Below are 18920 nucleotides of genomic sequence, written 5' to 3'. Positions count from 1 at the left end.
CTTATTGCCATTTTCTGATGAATTTCATCTACGACAACGTAAAAGAATTGAAACATTGATAGGATTATTGAAAGAAAAATATCACTTAGTTACGAGTAAACATCGTTCGATTGCTGGTTTTTTAGCAGGCGTATTTTCTTCACTATGTGCGTATCAACTTTGCCAAAAGAATAAGCCTAAAATTCATGTGATTAAATCTTTGGCTTATCCGTAACTGGGGTTAGTTAACACTTGTATAAAAACGAGTAGTTTTAAGTGCAAAAAAAGCCACCCCCGAAGGGTGGCTCTTTTGAAAAAAAATTGAATTAGAAGCGGTAACCGATTTTTAAACCGTATGCCCATGCATCGTTGTCTTCAAACTCTGCAACATAATCAGAACCGCCTGCTTGAGCACCTGTTTGGGCTTTAGCATCACCCAACATGAAGTATTTTACACCACCTGCAATAAAGTAGTTTGGTGCAGGTGAGTATTGAACCCCTAGACCCACGTTCCAATAACCTTCAGTAGGACCAAGAGTTGATACAGGGTTACCTGCGCCAGAATCCCAACCTACAGATACGTTGCCAGCCCATTGGTCATTTAATTTGCGACCAACACCTACAGTTGCAGAAATTTGGTCATCTTCATATTCAACTAGATTAAAGCCATTAGGACGTTGAACTAGAGGACCTACAGCCTCACTTACAAGACCAAATTTATGTGGACGGATAGAGAACTTAGACCACTCTACCCAACGTAAGTTTGCAAATGCCACAGTATTTGCCATGATTCCAGTTTGGAAATCTAAATTTACAGACTGTGGTGTGGTAATTGTAGTTTTACCTTCTGAAGTTGCGATAGCACCTGCTGCTGCCGCACCATTCGGCAGTAATGCTAATGCTTCAAGAGTTGGTAATGTTTCGCGCACATTAACGTCGTGATCAATTTCTGAACGATATGTCAAAGATGCTTTTAAGGCAATTTCAGGAATTTGGTATGAAACCCCAGCTAACCAGCCCATTGCACTATCTTCAGGGATTGATGCATCATAACCATTGAATAGGCTATATGCTTGACCACGAAGTGCTACATTACCTTTAATGGTTTGGTAAACGGCACCACCATAAATATTCCAATTTTCAGTAGGTTGGAAACCAGCAATAAAAGAAAGGTTTTGTGTATCAACTTCTACGCTAGTATTTCCTGTTCCTAATAGGTCATTTACGTTAGCCAAACCAGCATCAACTGCTTGAGTCACCGCATTTTGAACATTTTGAGTGATTGCAGCTGTAACGCCATTTTCAATCGTTGTCATCGCAGCAGTATTACTACGAATTACTGACTCTGCAATTGCTTGGGTAGGGGCTGCACCACTTGCAACAAGTCCAGCAGCTTGGGCTGAAACAGTACTATCTATGCCTGCTTGTAGATTTTGAGCTAATGCTCCAGGAAGATTTGCTGCAACTTGTGTATCAATGGTGGTTTGACGAATCCCAGCCAAAGCTTCAGGTGCTAGAATTGTATTGGTCGCATCTGAAACGAAAACATTGTTACCAGTATAAGCAGCATCAGCACCATATGGTTGATCGTATAAAATACCAAATGAGAAGTTTTTTGTTGGTTGAAGTTTTAGGGCTGCGCTAGGGAAATAATAATCGCCTGCCATATCTCCAATACTACGACGAGTATCACTTGTGCCTGCTTCTTTACCAGAAACATTTGGATCTAATACAGAAATACCTGCTTCAAAATAGTTACCCGGTTGTAAGAACGCAGCAATAGATTGACCAGAACGATCTAGAGCTGCAGCAAAAGCACCTGTCATTGGTACAGTTGCTAAAATCATTGCTGTGCTTAGTGCTTTTAATTTCATTATACATTTCCCTTGGGCTATAAAGTCTTTTATGACAGTTTTTGTTGATGCTTTAAGCTTTCATCTAGGATGATTTCGGCTTGTATTCACCGAGACCATTTGTTACTCCATGTGACAAAAATATCACAATTAAAATAAGAGTAAATGCTCTAGAAAAAACTATTCAGTATAAAAATTAAACCAAATAGAGTATTTGTTCTAATAAAGAGGTGTTTTTTATCTATTAGTATTTGATAAATAAGAAATAAAATTAATAAATTCGCATTTGGTAGGGTGTTTTTGATTGGTTAAAAAAAATACTATTTTTATTCTAAAACCCATTGTTGCTCTGCATATTTAGCAACAATGGGACAGATCAACGTGTGGTTTTTCCAAGCTTTGCCAATAAAATAACAGGAATAAGACCGACCAATACAATTAGCAAGGCAGCCACAGCACCATCTTCATAGGTTCCTCTAGAAGCTTCTGCATACAATTGGGTAGCGAGTGTTTCCATATTTAAGGGACGGAGCAACAAAGTGGCAGGTAGCTCTTTCATACAATCTACAAAAATTAATAAAGCTGCAGAAATAATAGCAGGACGTAATAATGGCAGGTGTACACGCCACAACAATGCAAAGTTGTTTTGCCCTAAATTGCGTGCAGCATCATCAAAAACACCATGAATACGGTTATAGCCTGACTCAATGCCACCTACTGAAATGGCTAAAAAACGCACTGCATAAGCATAAATAAGGGTAAAACTGGTGCCGAGGAATAATAAACCTGTATGTATCCCTAATTTAAATTCTAAAAAATCTGCAACGGCATGATCAATTTTGCCCAAAGCCAGCATGAGACCAATGGCTAAAACTGTTCCTGGAATGGCATAGCCTAAGCTAGAAATGCGGCTAAACCAGGTGTGTTTACTAAAACGTGCAGCACTGACAATAAAGAAACCAATCAAAATAGTTACCACAGTTGCAAGACTAGCAAGTGTCAGTGTGTTGATGGATGCTTGGATTAGAAAATCTGAAAAGCCTGCATATTGAATGCGTTTATAAGATTCTACAAGTAAGTGACTGGTGGGAATTAAAAAGCCAATACAAACAGGAATTAAGCCCAAGCCTAGTAACACAAGCGCTTTAAGCCCTTTGACCGATTGTGCAGGCATTAAACGGCTGCGTTGAGCCGAGTTCATATAACGCTGTTTACGTCGTCCTAAACGTTCTACCAAGACCAATAAGGTAATAATCATCAACATGAAAATGGCAATTTGTGCGGCACTGGCTAAATCGGACTGATTGGTCCAGGTTGAATAAATCGACAAAGTTAAGGTTTTAATGCCTAAAAATTCTGTTGCACCAATATCATTAATAGTTTCCATTAAAACTAGACTGGTGCCCACAGCAATGGCAGGACGTGCCAGTGGAATTGCAACACGTAAAAACACTTGATCGGGTTTTAATCCTAATGTACGTGCAACCTCAATTAAACTGGCCGATTGCATCAGAAACATTGCACGGGTGCTTAAATACACATACGGATACAGCACAAAGCTAAGCAAGAAGATGCCGCCCCAAACGGTACGAATATTAGGAAACCAAAACTGTTGTAATTCTAAATTAAACCCATCCCGCAGGATACTTTGCACAGGGCCAATGGGGTGCAAAATGTCGATATAACTATACGCAATAATATAAGTTGGTACGGCTAAAGGCAGCAGTAAGGCCCAATCTAAAAATGCACGACCTCGGAATTGATACGCTGTTACAATCCATGCGCTGCCTGTACCAATCAGGATGGTGAGAATACCCACACCCAACAATAAAATCCCTGTTTCTACCAACGTGTGTGGAATTACATAACGCAGCAGATGCCCCCAAATTTCGCTATCACCTTGTAATGCTGTCCAAATTAAAGCGAGCACAGGTAAACAGGCGAGTAGCGTCAATAACCCACTGAGCGAAAATAAAAAATTAAATTTATTTTTAAGCATTGCAATAGAGGTACTAAATAAGGGGAGGGATCAGTTGAGCATCTTACAGTGCAAAGCGCTGCACTGTAAGACAAAAGCAGAAAATTTTAGCGGTTAAACTGGACTTTATCGACCAATAAGTTGGCGGCTTTACGGTGACGTGCAATATCGCTTAAACGAATTGAATCAATATTCAGTTTGCCAAAACTAGCAATAATCGGGTCAATTTTTACCCCAGGTTTGACAGGGTATTCAAAGCCGTTTTGTGCATAGATGGCTTGTGCATGATCTGAAGCTAGAAACTCAAGCAGTTGCACGGCTTCTTTGCGGTTTGGTGCATGTTTTGAAACCACTGCACCCGATACGTTGACATGCGTTCCACCATTTTTAAAACGCGGAAGTACCACGTTAATGGCATTGCCCCAACGTTGTTGTTCGGCATCGCCTGTACGCATCGTGCCGACATAGTAGGTATTGGCTACGCCAATATCACAAATTTTTCCTAAAATATCACGTGCCACATCACGGTCACCACCGCTGGCTGGGCGAGCTAAATTGGCTTTCACACCACGCAACCAAGTTTCGGCTTGTTTTTCACCATGATGGGCAATATACGCTGCAATTAAAGCAGTGTTATATGGATGGTTGCCTGAACGAATACAGATTTTATTTTTCCATTTTGGATTGGCTAAATCTTCATAAGTAATCGCATTAAGCGGTGTACGGTCTTTAGAGGCGTAGACTGCACGTGCACGCATCGACAAAGCATACCAATGACCATTGGCAGCTCGTAAATTGGCAGGAATTGCGCTATTTAAGGTTTTAGAACTTACGCGCTGGGTTAAACCACTTTCTACTAAATCAACCAAATTGCCAAAATCTACAGTCAGCATCACATCGGCAGGAGAAAGACGACCTTCTGCTTTTACACGTTCCAATAAACCATCTTTAATAAAAACCGTATTGACTTTTACCCCAGTTTTTTGGGTAAATTCGGTTAATAAGGTTTGAATCAGCACAGGTTCGCGCGTGGTGTATAAATTGACTTCCGCTGCTTGTGCGACACTTGCACCAAATGCAAGTAAACCTGTAACAAGCAATGATAAATTAGACAGTGGTTTCATGCAGTATTCCTAATTAAAAATTTAAACCTGAACAGCAGCTTGAGTAGAAGATGAAGCAGTGGGTGATTGTTCATCAGACGCCAAGAAATAACAGCTGTTTAAATTGACAGAAACATAGACTTGTTCAGCGGGCTGAATATCTTGAAGATGACTGACTTGCGCCAAAAGAGTGAGATCGTGATCGCGTAGTTTTAGACGCAGTTGTTGCGCATGTCCCATAAAACTTGATGACACAACGCTTGCGGGCAACGCATTTTCACTTGGTGTTTGGCTGACACGCAATTGATGCGGGCGCAAGCAGCAGACCAGTGAATCTTGAGTGTTTGCATGTTCTGGTAAATCAATCTTGCCAAATACGGTATGAATTTCTTGCTGCTTGATGCGCGTTGGAATTTCATTCAACGAAGAAAAATATCGTGCAGCAAACAACGTTTTCGGCTGTAAATAAAGTTGTTTCGGTGAACCAATTTGAATAATTTGCCCTTGGTGCATCAAAATAATTTGATCGGCAATTTGCAGTGCTTCTTCTGGGTCATGTGTCACGATAACCGTAGTCGTTTCAGTTTGCTTGAGCAGTTGAATGGTGTTTTGACGAATTTGATCACGCAGGCGATGATCCAAATTTGAAAAAGGTTCATCCATTAACAAGACTTGTGGTTCTGGTGCTAAGGCACGTGCTAAGGCAACGCGTTGTTGTTCGCCGCCTGAAAGTGTATATGGATAGCTGTCTTGATGATGCAACATGGAAACATGCGCTAAAGCTTGTTTGGCAATAGTTTCCCGCTGCGCTTTGGGAAATTTCTTTAAGCCAAAGATAACATTGTCTAACACACTTAAATGCGGAAAAAGTGCGTAATCTTGAAAGACTAAACCAATATGGCGAGCTTCTGCAGGAATCTGTGCATGTTCACTCCACAAGGTATTTTGTTCCAGTTGGATTGTGCCGCTGCTTGGTGTTTCCAAGCCTGCAATCAGACGTAGCATTGTGGTTTTGCCGCAGCCTGAATGACCTAATAAACACACAATTTGTCCACTCATCGCTGACCATGTTGCTTGTTGCACTGCAAAACGCGAACCAAACTTTTTACTGAGCTGTTGGATCGTCAAGACATTGGCAGGTTGAGCAGCGTACGCATTCATAGTTTATTCACACGACAAATTTTGTGCTCAAATGATAACTAAGAACTCTTCTCATGTAGAGTCTTTTTATCATTTAGAATGTAAATGATGTAGTTTTTGCTACAAAAAGTTGAAATATCAACTGAAAACAATAGGTTGGAATTTAAATTATTTTAAGTGCAGCACTTTATTTATGGGCTATTAAAAGGGGGGGCTTAAAAGCAAAAAGTTACTGCCGAAGCAATAACTTTTCAATTTTTAGAAATCTGTACTATGCGTACTATGCAAATTAAGGTTTTTTCGCATTAAGCACTCTAAATAAAATGTACATCAAGACCACCCATACAGGAATCATAATGACTGATTCTTTAAAGCCTTGAGTCCACATAATATAAAGTACCACTGCAATAAACGCTAAAACCAAATAGTTGCTAAATGGTGACCATAGCGCAGGGAACTTAGTTGGAATCGCTAATTTTTTCAGTGTGCTGGTAAATTTAAGGTGAGTCAAACTGATCATCGCCCAGTTTAAAACCAATGCACCCACAACAATATACATGAGGTGGCTTAAAGCTTCTTCAGGTACAAAGTAGTTCAACAATACACAGCCGAAAATTAATACCGCAGAGAATAATACTGCTGGAATTGGCACACCTTGTTTATTCACTTTTAGGAAAATTTTTGGTGCGTTACCTTGTTTGGCTAAACCAAACAGCATACGGCTGTTGGCATACATCCCACTGTTATACACAGAAAGTGCCGCAGTCAAAATCACGAAATTCAGTAAGTGCGCTGCCCATTCAATGCCCATTTGACTAAAAATCATCACGAATGGACTTTTATCTAAACCACCTAAATCTAACTGATTCCAAGGCACTAAAGACAATAGAATGGTGAGTGAACCGATATAGAAAATTAGAATACGGAACACCACTTGGTTAATGGCTTTAGGAATGGTTTTTTCAGGATCTTGCGCTTCTGCGGCTGCCATACCAATCAACTCAATGCCGCCAAAGGCAAACATGAGGAATGCCAGCATAAAGAACAAACCTTCAAAGCCATTCGGGAAGAACCCCCCATGCGCCCAAAGGTTGCTGAATGATGCGGTTGAATTGGCATCTGCAGAAAGTAAGAGATATAAACCAAACACAATCATCGAAACCACAGCAGCGACTTTAATGATTGCTAGCCAGAACTCTGATTCACCGTAGAACTTTACATTGCCCAAGTTAATAATGGTAATCACAATGAAAAAGAACAGTGCCGATGTCCAAGCAGGAATATGCGGCCACCAATAGTTAATGTATTTGGCAACTGCGGTGAGTTCTGCCATTGCCACCAAAATATACAAAATCCAATAGTTCCAACCTGCTAAAAAGCCGGGGAATTTACCTGCATATTTATAGGCAAAGTGACTGAATGATCCTGCAACGGGCTCATGAACAATCATTTCCCCCAATTGGCGCATAATTAAAAATGCAATAAGACCACCAATGGCGTAACCCAAAATAATAGAAGGGCCAGCAGATTGGATGACCTGCGCGGAACCTAAGAATAAGCCTGTACCAATTGCGCCACCCATGGCAATCAATTGAATATGGCGGTTCTTTAAGCCACGCTGAAGTTGTGAAGACTCGTTGTTCAAAGTATTCAGCCCGACAAGGAAAAAGTGACAAGATTGTAATAGATCAAATTTCATTAGCCTAGTAGCTAGGCAATAATGAAATAAATTTATAATAAATATTAAAATATTTTATGGTTTTTATTTGTATAAAAGATAAGTGAATCAATATATTAATTTTATTTTTGCCTTATAAATCAAGATGACTGGTTAGGGTGAAATTTACCAAATGTTGTTTTTTTATACTTAAGTCAAGACCGCGATACCTTTTGAATAAAAACCGTTATGATGCAAAAGGGTCTTTTTATATGGCCATAACAATCAAAAAACAAGGGAATAAAATTCATGCGTTTTGCACCACAAGTTAAAATTCCAGCAACATATATGCGTGGCGGTACCAGTAAAGGTGTATTTTTTAAACTTGATGATTTACCTGCAGCAGCGCAGCTGCCAGGCAAAATTCGAGATCAAATTTTATTGCGTGTGATTGGCAGTCCAGACCCTTATGCCAAGCAAATTGATGGAATGGGCGGTGCAAGCTCAAGTACCAGTAAAACCGTAATTTTAGCCAAAAGCACTCAACCCGATCACGATGTCGATTATTTGTTTGGGCAAGTTTCGATTGATCAGCCATTTGTCGATTGGAGTGGCAACTGCGGTAACTTAACAGCTGCAGTCGGTGCATTTGCGATCAGCAATGGCTTGGTCGATGCCAGTAAAATTCCAGAAAATGGCATTTGTACTGTACGTATCTGGCAAAAAAATATTGAAAAAACCATTATTGCGCATGTGCCTATGGCGCATGGTCAGGTGCAGGAAACGGGTGATTTTGAGTTGGATGGCGTGACTTTTCCTGCCGCAGAAGTACAAATTGAATTCTTAGACCCTGCCGATGATGGCGAAGAAGGTGGGGCAATGTTCCCAACTGGAAATGTGGTGGATACTTTGCATGTGCCAGATATAGGAACATTCCAAGCGACCTTTATTAATGCGGGTATTCCAACAATTTTCCTAAATGCAGAAGAAATTGGTTATATAGGCACAGAACTGCAAGATGCAATCAATGGTGATGCACAAGCTTTGGCACGTTTTGAAACCATTCGCGCTTATGGTGCTAAACAAATGGGTTTGATTCAGGAAATTGCTGAAGCTGAAAAACGCCAACATACGCCAAAAATTGCCTTTGTTTCTGCGCCAAAAAGTTATGTATCTTCAAGTGGTAAACAAATTCAGGCTGAAGATACCGATTTATTGGTACGTGCATTGTCGATGGGTAAATTACACCATGCCATGATGGGTACAGCAGCAGTCGCGATTGGTACAGCTGCAGCCATTCCGGGAACATTGGTCAACTTGGCTGCGGGCGGGGGAGAGCGTGAAGCAGTGCGCTTTGGACATCCATCAGGTACGCTTCGTGTGGGTGCGCAAGCCGTGCAGGAAAATGGACAATGGCAAGTCAAAAAAGCTGTGATGAGCCGTAGTGCACGTGTATTAATGGAAGGTTGGGTGCGTGTACCTGCGGAAACATTAGAATAAGTTTTGTTTGCAGTGCAAGGCGCAGTGAAGGATAGGATAGACGAAGTGTCATAGACTCTAGTTAACTAAATACAGCCTCTATTTCGATAGGGGCTTTCTTATGGCTGAAATGTTATATCAGTTCAGTTAAGGCTTAAAAAACTTTGAATTACAGGTACAATGCTGCAACACAGGCAGCTTACTGCTTATTAGACATGAACCAACCACTCGAGGCGAATGTGTCATCACTTCACGATTTACAGGCGCATGCATTAACCGCAGCCCAACAACGTATTCAGCAAGACTTGCTTACCGCTTTAGAGGCTTTTGCATTGCCAGAACCGTTAAAGTCTGCCGTGCATCATGCCGTCATGTTGGGTGGAAAACGTGTTCGCCCTGCCTTGTGTTATGCCACCGCAGCATTAAGACCGAATCAAAACTCTGCTGCGGTACGCCGTGCTGCAGTTGCGATTGAGCTGATTCATTGCTATTCATTGGCACATGATGACTTGCCGTGTATGGACAATGACTTGTTGCGTCGTGGGCAACCGACGTGCCATGCAGCGTATGGTGAAGATACAGCATTGTTGGCAGGCGACATTTTACAGTCGATGGCATTTGAAATTTTAGGCAGTCGTTTGTTTGATCAGGCTGTTGCAGTAGATCAAGGCATTGTGCTCAAACAGATGCAAATTTTAGCCACCGCTTCTTCAAAAATGGTCTGTGGTCAGGTTTTAGACTTGCAGTCTGAAGGTAAACAGGTAGATCAGGCGACTTTGGAAAATATCCACCGTAATAAAACAGGGGCGTTAATTTCTGCAGCGGTGATGATGGCCGCTGTGACCGTGTTTGATGGACGAGATAAAGCGATTCCGCAATTGCGTGAATATGCGCAGGCGATTGGTTTAGCCTTTCAGGTACAAGACGATATTTTAGATATTATTTCGGATACTGAAGTACTAGGTAAAACTGCAGGGAAAGATGAACAAGTTGAAAAATCGACCTATCCTGCACTCATGGGCTTGGAAAAAGCACAAGCTTATGCACAAGAATTGCACGATCAAGCCTTTGCTGCGTTGGCATATTTTAAAACTGATACCGTCTTAGAGTTACAGCAAATTTCCGAGTTTTTATTGTCACGTAAAAGCTAAATTATTCTAGATGGAGGGCTTGTGGCTCTCAATACTCAAAAGCGAGCAGATGCTCGCTTTTTTGTGCTTTATGAAAGTGTTAGCTGTTTTAAGCGACACACTTTAATGCAGATTCTATACGGCTTTATTCTTGTAGCGTTGCATCAGGTGGTAAAATTGCTTTGCCTTGTTTTAAGCTGTCTAAAGCCTCGCGGTTAAAATCTACCAACAAAGAATTATTTTGTGGATCAATCGCATAACGGCTAATTAATTTTTGATCGCCTTGTAAGGTTTCAAGGCGGTATTCATCTGCAATATTCATAATGCCGTCTAAATTAATGGTGGCAGATGCTTTGTCTTGGCGAAATAACTCGTAAATATCACGCAGGTCAAAAATTGCATTTTGTGCGTCAGGATGTTTTTCAAAATAATTTTGCAAATGACGAATAAATAATTGCGCAAACATAAAGTAATTTGGTTTGTGGGTATAGTCTAAGCTCATGTGTTTACTCCTTATTATTCAAATTTTTAATGCTTACTAGGAATAGCACACTCTGGGTGAAAAATTAAAGAAACTCAGGGTCTAAGTTGCAAAAACTACACAAAATTTTGTGCGGCTTAAACTAAGCTGAAACCTGAAGTTGCGATGATCTCTCTATAAATTTAAAAACTTTGCAACGAACCGCTCAATTGGTGTTTTGGAAAAAATAATCACAACTGACTTATCTATTTGTTAAAGCGATTAAGAGCCCTACGGAGTAGTGGAATTCTAAAATATCAAGTATTTGAATAAAAAATCATCCGAAAGACTAAGACTTATGAACTAGCAAGTGAAATCATAAATCAGGTACAATTGGCGTGATTAATTTTGTGTTTGGTGTATTTGAAGGCCAATACATACATTCTTTGTTAATAAATAGGCCTGCCAGGAGTTATCCCCGCATGAGTGCCATTACTCCATACGAATGGGCAATTATTGCCTTCGTGATCGGCGTTACATTTTTATGCGTCTTTATGCTGACCGTTCCTTTACTCCTTGGGGGTAAATCATGGGGGCGTGCGAAGCAAGAGCAGTTTGAGTCGGGTGTTGTAGGTGCTGGTGGAGCACGTATCCGCTTATCTGCAAAGTTCTATTTGGTTGCAATTTTCTTCGTTGTTTTCGACTTAGAAGCACTTTATCTATACGCATGGGCAGCTTCTGTTCGTGAAGTAGGTTGGGTGGGCTTTGCAACGGCTGCTGTATTTATTTTAGTTTTACTCGTTGGCTTAATTTATGAATTATCAACTGGTGCGCTGAACTGGGCTCCATCTGATAAGCGTAAAGCAGCAGGGATTAAACCTAAAATTGGTTCGCCAAATATGGATCTTGCAGAAATCACACGCTTTAACTCAATTGAAGAATTGGTAACGGACCCTACCGGTCAAATTCCAGCTCAATCCTCTGGTCGTGTAAAAAAATCTGCGACTACCTCATCTGACAAGGAGTAACTCGGGATGAAATATACCTTAACCCGTGCGAATCCCGATGCTGATCAATATCCACTTCAAGAGCGTCAGATCGTAACCGATCCGCTTGAAGAAGAAGTGAATAAAAATGTGTTCATGACTCGTTTAGAGGACTTGGCACATACAGCAGTAAACTGGGGACGTAAGAACTCAGTTTGGCCGTTTAACTTTGGTACATCGTGCTGCTACGTAGAGTATGCAACTACCTTAACAGGTGTGCATGACTTGTCACGTTTTGGTGCAGAAGTTATTCGTGCTTCACCGCGTCAGGCAGACTTGATGATTGTTGCAGGTACGTGTTTTGTGAAAATGGCACCTGTAATTCAACGTTTGTACGAGCAAATGCTTGAGCCTAAGTGGGTAATCTCAATGGGCGCATGTGCAAACTCAGGTGGTATGTACGACATTTATTCAGTTGTGCAAGGTGTGGATAAAATCATTCCTGTGGATGTGTACATTCCGGGTTGCCCACCACGTCCTGAAGCATTAATCCAAGCATTGATGTTATTACAAGACCAAATTCAATTAGAGCGTCGTCCGTTGTCTGCGGTGATTGGTGATGATCTTAAGCCAGTATATAAGCCGAAGATGATGCCAGAACGTGACCGTAAGAATGCGCAGCGTATTGCGGTGAAAAACTTACGCTCTATGGATGAAATTAAATAATTTAAACGTACAAATATTGATGCACCCGACGGGTGTAGTTGTCGTTTAGGTTGACTGAATTTGTATTAAATAGGAAGCCAAGCCAATGGCTGAAACTGACATTGCTATGCCAGAATCAACAGCAGTTGATTCACGCCCAGCATTTGCAATTGTAGAAGAGCTCAAAACCAAATTTGGTGAGAACTTCTATGTGCAAACGACTTTTGAAGATTTTCCAACAGTCTGGGTTGAGCGCGCACGTGTACAAGAAGTTTTAATGTTCTTGCGTACAGTGTCACGTCCATACGTGATGTTGTTCGACTTGTCTGCGGTAGATGAGCGTTTGCGTACTCACCGCGATGGTCTACCTGCGTCTGACTTTACTGTGTTCTATCACTTGTTATCGCTAGAGCGTAACACGGACATTCGTATTAAAGTTGCGTTGAATGAGAGTGATCTCAATATTCCAACAGCAACCAACATTTGGCCAAATGCCAACTGGTACGAGCGTGAAGCTTACGATATGTTTGGTATCAACTTCGAAGGGCATCCAATGCTTCGTCGTATCTTGTTGCCAACATATTGGGAAGGTCATCCGTTACGCAAAGAGTATTCTGCACGTGCAACGGAATATACACCGTATATGCAGAACCAAGCCAAACAAGACTTCGAGCAAGAACACCTTCGCTTTGTGCCTGAAGATTGGGGCTTAAAGCGCGGTAATAAAGACGAAGACTTCATGTTCCTGAACTTGGGTCCTAACCACCCATCTGCGCACGGTGCGTTCCGTGTAATTTTGCAGTTGGATGGTGAAGAAGTGAAAGACTGTGTGCCAGATATCGGCTATCACCACCGTGGTGTGGAAAAGATGGCTGAGCGTCAAACTTGGCATTCATTCATTCCTTATACAGACCGTGTGGACTACTTGGGTGGTTGTGCGCAAAACATGCCGTATGTCATGGGTGTGGAACAACTGGCAGGCATTACTGTGCCAGACCGCGCACAATGTATCCGTGTCATGATGTCGGAATTGTTCCGTATCAATAACCACTTATTGTTCATTGGTACTGCAATTCAGGATGCGGGCGGTATGACCCCTGTATTCTATATGTTCGCAGACCGTCAAAAAATCTACGATGCGATTGAAGCTATTACCGGTTACCGTATGCACCCAGCATGGTTCCGTATCGGTGGTACCGCACACGACTTACCAAACAACTGGCAACACCTGATTCGTGAAATCTTAGAGTGGATGCCAAAACGTATGAACGAATACTACACTGCGGCATTACGCAACTCGGTATTCATGGGTCGTACGCAAGGCGTAGCGCAGTATGATGCGAAATCTGCCTTGGCTTGGGGTGTGACAGGTACTGGTTTACGTGCAACAGGTATCGACTTTGATGTGCGTAAATACCGTCCATACAGTGGTTATGAAAACTATGACTTCGAAGTACCTGTAGAGTACGAAGGCGATGCTTACGCACGTGTACTGGTTCACTTCCGTGAAATCGAAGAGTCATTGAAAATCATCAAACAATGTCTAGATAACATGCCATCTGGTCCATATAAAGCAGACCATCCATTGGCTGTTCCACCACCAAAAGACAAGACATTACAAGATATTGAAACCCTGATTACGCACTTCTTAAGCGTGTCTTGGGGTCCTGTAATGCCTGCTGGTGAAGCATCTGTAATGGCAGAAGTGGTGAAAGGTGCATCGAATTACTACTTGACTTCAGATAAGTCAACGATGAGTTACCGTACCCGTATTCGTACACCAACTTTCACGCATTTACAGCAAATGCCTTCTGTGATTAACGGCAGTCTGGTATCTGACTTAATCATTTATTTAGCGACCATTGACGTCGTAATGGCAGACGTGGATCGCTAAGGGGTAAACGCATTATGATGATTTTGACTGATAAAAAGCCACGTGTGAATGTTGAAGGGATTTTGACTGCGGAAGAAATCCATGAAATTGAACATCACATTGGTCATTATCCGTACCCACGTGCAGCATCTTTAGATGCCTTGAAGTGTGTACAGCGCCGTAATGGCTGGGTAGATGATGCGCAGTTAAATGCGATTGCACAGCTTCTAACCATCAGCGTTGCTGATTTAGAAGGTGTCGCAACATTCTATAACCGTATTTATCGCCAGCCTGTAGGTCGTCACGTGATTTTATTGTGTGACTCGATTGCATGCTTTTTGATGGGTGCAGAAACACTTGCAGAAGCATTCCAGCGTGAATTAGGCATTCAGTTTGGTCAAACGACTGCAGATGGTCGTTTCACGTTATTGCCAATTTGCTGTTTAGGAAATTGCGATAAGGGTCCAACCTTGATGATTGATGAAGATACTCACGGTTTAGTTGAGGTGACATCGGTGCAACAGTTATTGGAGAAGTATGTATGAATACCGAACCAAGACCAATTTATGGTGACGGTAACCCAGAAACGCATCCATTAACTTGGCGTTTAAGCAAGCAAGAGCACGTGCGTAATGCAGATGATTACGAAGCACTAGAAGGCTATGCAGGCTTTAAGAAAGCGATTTCTATGCCGCCTAAAGATGTGCTTGAAGTCATTAAAGCTGCGACAGTGAAAGGTCGTGGTGGTGCAGGCTTCCCAGCAGGGATCAAATGGTCACTGATGGCACCAAACGACAATTCAGGTCCACGTTACCTGATTTGTAATGCCGATGAGATGGAACCGGGTACTTTCAAAGACCGTTTGTTGATGGAAAAACTTCCACACCAACTGATTGAAGGTATGCTGATTGCTGCGTACACGCTTGAAGCAACCCACGGCTATATCTTTATTCGTGGCGAATACATCGAAGCTGCACAGTACTTAAATGAAGCGATTGAGCAAATTCGTGCCAAAGGTTATTTGGGCGAAAACATTTTAGGTACTAACTGGGGCTTTGAACTATACGTGCACACGGGCGCAGGTCGTTATATCTGTGGTGAAGAAACCGCATTGATTAACTCGCTTGAAGGTCGTCGTGCTAACCCACGTACTAAACCACCATTCCCGCAAGTTGCAGGGGCATGGGGTCGTCCAACGATTGTCAACAACGTAGAAACCTATAACAACTTACCTGCAATCATGTTGCGTGGTGCAGAGTGGTATATCGGTTTATCTGCAGGTAAATCGAAAGACCCTGGCACAAAAATTTACGGTGCTTCTGGTAAGGTGAAATTCCCAGGTCTATGGGAGCTTCCATTTGGTACGACTGCACGTGAAGTAATTGAAGACTATGCGGGTGGCATGCGTGATGGCTTGAAGCTAAAAGCATGGTTACCGGGTGGTGCATCTACCGACTTCTTGGCAGCAGAACACATTGACTTGCCTATGGATGCAGAAAGCATCATGAAGGCAGGTTCACGTTTAGGCACGTGTTTGCTTATGGTGGTCGATGAAACCCAATGTATGGTTTCTGCAACCCGTAACTTAGAAGAATTCTTTGCGCGCGAATCATGTGGTTTCTGTACCCCATGTCGTGATGGTTTACCGTGGGCTGTAAAAGCACTCAAAGCAATTGAAAATGGCGAAGGGAAAGAAGAAGACATTCAACATCTTCAAGAACTCACCAAAAAATTGTGGATTGGTAAGACCTTCTGTGCTCACGCACCAGGTGCGATGGAGCCATTAATGGGCGCACTCAAATATTTCCGTGGCGAGTTTGAAGCAAAAGTGGCAAATAGCCGTCCTGCTGCTCAAGCTAGCAACGTAGAACAAGCTTAAGGAATTCGACTATGGCTACAATTCATGTCGATGGAAAATCGTACGAAGTCAATGGCTCGGAAAACTTGCTGCAAGCATGTTTGAGCCTTGGGATCGACATTCCGTACTTTTGTTGGCATCCATCCTTAGGTTCTGTCGGTTCTTGCCGTCAATGTGCCGTGACCCAATATGCGAACCCTGAAGATACTCGTGGTCGCTTGGTGATGTCATGTATGACACCTGCTGCTGACAATACCTATATCTCGATTGAAGACAAGGAAGCAACTGAGTTCCGTGCTTCAATTGTAGAGTTCTTGATGACCAACCACCCACACGACTGTCCAGTCTGTGAAGAAGGTGGTCACTGTCATTTACAAGATATGACTGTAATGACACAGCACGATCGTCGTCGTTACCGCTTTACTAAACGTACTCACTATAACCAAGAGCTTGGTTCGTTCATCGCGCATGAAATGAACCGTTGTATCGCGTGTTATCGTTGCGTGCGTTACTACAAAGACTATGCAGGCGGTACAGACTTTGGTGTCTATGCCAACGCATCACGTGTTTACTTTGGTCGTCCTGAATCGGGTACTTTGGAATCTGAATTCTCAGGTAACTTGACTGAAGTCTGTCCAACAGGTGTATTCACCGACAAAACTCACTCTGCGCGTTATAACCGTAAGTGGGACATGCAGTATGCGCCTAGCGTATGCCAAGGCTGTTCTTCAGGTTGTAACATCTCTCCGGGTGAGCGTTATGGCGAATTGCGTCGTGTAGAAAACCGCTTTAACGGTGAAGTCAACCAATACTTCCTATGCGATAAAGGTCGATTCGGTACAGGTTATGTGAACCGTGAAGATCGTCCACGTCAGCCTCAGTTCCGTAACGGTGCGAGCGTAGAAACCGTTTCTGTAGATGCTGCACTTGATACGATTATTGCCAAAGTTCAAGGCAAAAAAGTTTTGGGTATTGGTTCACCGCGTGCATCGCTTGAATCAAACTTTGCTTTGCGTGAGTTGGTTGGCCAAGACAACTACTCAACAGGTTTATCGCAAAAAGAGCAAAACTTGGTTGAACTTGCAGCTTCAATCATGCAAACCGAAGGGATTTACAACCCGGGTATGCGTGAAATTGAAGACTACGATGCTGTGTTAATTTTGGGTGAAGATTTAACCCAAACTGCACCACGTATGGCGTTGTCTGTTCGTCAAGCGGCGAAAAACAAAGCCAAAGAAATGGCGGCAGAGCGTCGTACGCCAGATTGGTTGGCTGAACCTGTGCAACGTATTGCGCAAGATGCAAAATCACCAATTTACATTTTGGCTGCAACGCAAACTCGTTTAGCTGATGTCGCAACAGGTGAAGTGGTTGCTTCTCCAAATGATATCGCACGTTTAGGTTTTGCCATTGCTGCTGCGGTTGCAGGTGACGTGATCACAGGTTTAGATGACGATGCGAAAGCATTTGCACAAACCATTGCTGACACGTTAAAAGCTGCGAAAAAACCATTGGTGATTTCAGGTACAAGCTTACTAGACGCTGCCATTATGGAAGCGGCTGCACAAGTGGCACAAAACTTGGGTGAAAACGCAGGTTTAAGCTTAACTGTGCCAGAAGTGAACTCAATGGGCTTGGCTATATTTGGTGGGCAAAGCTTAGAGCAAGCATTTGCACAAGATTATGATGCTGTGATTGTGGTTGAAAATGACTTATATCGTCGTTTACCTGCAGTACAAGTCGATGCAGCTTTAGCGAAAGCACAAGATGTCATCGTGCTAGATCATGCTGAAACCGCAACTGTGCAAAAAGCCAATATCGTACTTTCTGCAGCAAGCTTCGCGGAAGGTGATGGTACGGTGGTGAGTCAGGAAGGTCGTGCACAACGCTTCTTCCAAGTTTATGACCCAAGCTACTACAAACCTGAATTGGCGATTAAAGAATCTTGGCGCTGGTTACACGCACTTGAAACAGGCTTAAAAGGCAAAGCAATTGCTTGGACTGTTTTAGATGACGTGATTGAATCTGTAGTGAAGAATGTTCCAGCACTTGAAGCAATTCAAGATGTTGCACCAGATGCAGGTTTCCGTGTACATGGCTTAAAAGTTGCGCGTGAACCACGTCGTTACTCAGGTCGTACCGCTATGCGTGCACCGTTATCCATTCACGAACCAAAACAACCTGTCGATGTAGATTCAGCATTAACATTCTCTATGGAAGGTTATGTGGGTAATCAAACGCCAGCGGCACTTGTACCATTTGCTTGGTCTGCAGGTTGGAACTCGCCACAAGCTTGGAACAAATTCCAAGACAACGTGGGTGGTCACTTAAAAGGTGGTGACGCAGGTATTCGTTTATTCGACCGTTTGGCGAAACGTCCTGCACGTAGCTATGTTGCACCTGCACCAGTACTTGCAAATCCAGACAGCTTCCGTTTAATTCCAATGCATCACATTTTTGCATCGGGGGAATTTACGGTGAAAACTCCTGCAATGGAATCACGTATTCCTGAAGCAGTATTTGCTGTAGGTACGCAGGATGCGCAGCGTTTGAATCTACAAGATGGTCAAACAATTACTGTACAAGCAGGCGAAACATCTATCGTGTTGCCAGTACAAGTGATTGAATATTTACCTACAGGTTATATTGGCTACCCAATTGGTCTTGCACCAACGGTATCTCTTGCAGAGCCTGTTTCAGTCGCGGTAGGAGTGTAATT

The 18920-nt window shown here is 42.5% G+C and carries 14 protein-coding genes and 1 pseudogene; 9 read left to right on the top strand and 6 right to left on the bottom strand.

All coding sequences use genetic code 11. From position 1 onward, the window contains the following. Positions 1–214 (top strand): annotated as a pseudogene (locus FTT71_RS03855) (IS982 family transposase); the annotation flags it as partial. 91 nt (positions 215–305) lie between these two features. Here FTT71_RS03855 and FTT71_RS03850 read toward each other — a convergent pair. The 5 genes from FTT71_RS03850 to FTT71_RS03830 form a co-directional block, all read right to left on the bottom strand. Further along, a complete protein-coding gene (locus tag FTT71_RS03850) occupies positions 306–1853 on the bottom strand; it encodes an outer membrane protein transport protein (protein ID WP_004975430.1) in 1548 nt (515 codons plus the stop codon). 355 nt (positions 1854–2208) lie between these two features. Next, positions 2209–3831 (bottom strand): iron ABC transporter permease, encoded by a 1623-nt coding sequence (locus FTT71_RS03845; protein ID WP_180160712.1) that lies wholly within the window; start codon positions 3829–3831, stop codon positions 2209–2211. Positions 3832–3917: 86 nt separating this feature from the next. Beyond that, entirely contained in the window at positions 3918–4934 is a 1017-nt protein-coding gene (locus tag FTT71_RS03840; protein ID WP_180160711.1) for an extracellular solute-binding protein, read from the bottom strand. Positions 4935–4955: 21 nt separating this feature from the next. Beyond that, a complete protein-coding gene (locus FTT71_RS03835; protein WP_180160710.1) occupies positions 4956–6074 on the bottom strand; it encodes an ABC transporter ATP-binding protein in 1119 nt (372 codons plus the stop codon). Positions 6075–6342: 268 nt separating this feature from the next. Further along, a complete protein-coding gene (locus tag FTT71_RS03830; protein ID WP_171287414.1) occupies positions 6343–7698 on the bottom strand; it encodes an amino acid permease in 1356 nt (451 codons plus the stop codon). Positions 7699–8019: 321 nt separating this feature from the next. Between FTT71_RS03830 and prpF the strand changes: the two genes are divergently transcribed. Further along, on the top strand, positions 8020–9210 hold the full coding sequence (gene prpF, locus FTT71_RS03825) for a 2-methylaconitate cis-trans isomerase PrpF (RefSeq protein WP_180044320.1): 1191 nt from the start codon (positions 8020–8022) through the stop codon (positions 9208–9210). A 194-nt stretch (positions 9211–9404) separates the two neighbouring features. Further along, positions 9405–10340 (top strand): polyprenyl synthetase family protein, encoded by a 936-nt coding sequence (locus tag FTT71_RS03820; protein WP_178866902.1) that lies wholly within the window; start codon positions 9405–9407, stop codon positions 10338–10340. 124 nt (positions 10341–10464) lie between these two features. Here FTT71_RS03820 and FTT71_RS03815 read toward each other — a convergent pair whose 3' ends face one another. Next, the gene (locus tag FTT71_RS03815; RefSeq protein ID WP_096901797.1) at positions 10465–10821 is read right to left on the bottom strand and encodes a hypothetical protein; all 357 of its coding nucleotides are present in this window, start codon (positions 10819–10821) and stop codon (positions 10465–10467) included. Positions 10822–11261: 440 nt separating this feature from the next. On the opposite strand from FTT71_RS03815, the gene ndhC reads away from it, so the two are divergent. From ndhC to nuoG, 6 genes are all read left to right on the top strand, one after another. Then, complete coding sequence (ndhC, locus tag FTT71_RS03810; RefSeq protein ID WP_004975445.1) at positions 11262–11807, top strand: NADH-quinone oxidoreductase subunit A; 546 nt, start codon at positions 11262–11264, stop codon at positions 11805–11807. Between the two features lie 6 nt (positions 11808–11813). Beyond that, positions 11814–12491 (top strand): NADH-quinone oxidoreductase subunit B family protein, encoded by a 678-nt coding sequence (locus FTT71_RS03805; RefSeq protein ID WP_004975447.1) that lies wholly within the window; start codon positions 11814–11816, stop codon positions 12489–12491. Between the two features lie 85 nt (positions 12492–12576). After that, on the top strand, positions 12577–14364 hold the full coding sequence (gene nuoC, locus FTT71_RS03800; protein ID WP_004975450.1) for an NADH-quinone oxidoreductase subunit C/D: 1788 nt from the start codon (positions 12577–12579) through the stop codon (positions 14362–14364). A gap of 14 nt (positions 14365–14378) precedes the next feature. Continuing rightward, positions 14379–14888, top strand: coding sequence for an NADH-quinone oxidoreductase subunit NuoE (gene nuoE, locus FTT71_RS03795; protein WP_004975451.1), 510 nt, complete (start codon positions 14379–14381; stop codon positions 14886–14888). Beyond that, positions 14885–16222, top strand: a complete 1338-nt coding sequence (gene nuoF, locus FTT71_RS03790; protein WP_004975453.1) for an NADH-quinone oxidoreductase subunit NuoF — start codon at positions 14885–14887, stop codon at positions 16220–16222. The genes nuoE and nuoF overlap by 4 nt, the downstream gene beginning before the upstream one ends. Positions 16223–16233: 11 nt before the next feature. Then, on the top strand, positions 16234–18918 hold the full coding sequence (gene nuoG / locus FTT71_RS03785) for an NADH-quinone oxidoreductase subunit NuoG (protein ID WP_131261530.1): 2685 nt from the start codon (positions 16234–16236) through the stop codon (positions 18916–18918). The last annotated feature ends 2 nt before the right edge of the window (positions 18919–18920 follow it).

The organism is Acinetobacter sp. YH01004 (genome assembly GCF_013420455.1).
GTDB classification, from domain to species: Bacteria; Pseudomonadota; Gammaproteobacteria; order Pseudomonadales; family Moraxellaceae; genus Acinetobacter; species Acinetobacter towneri.
The sequence above is the reverse complement of the archived record's forward strand: the minus strand, read 5'-3'. Positions and strand labels throughout refer to the sequence as shown.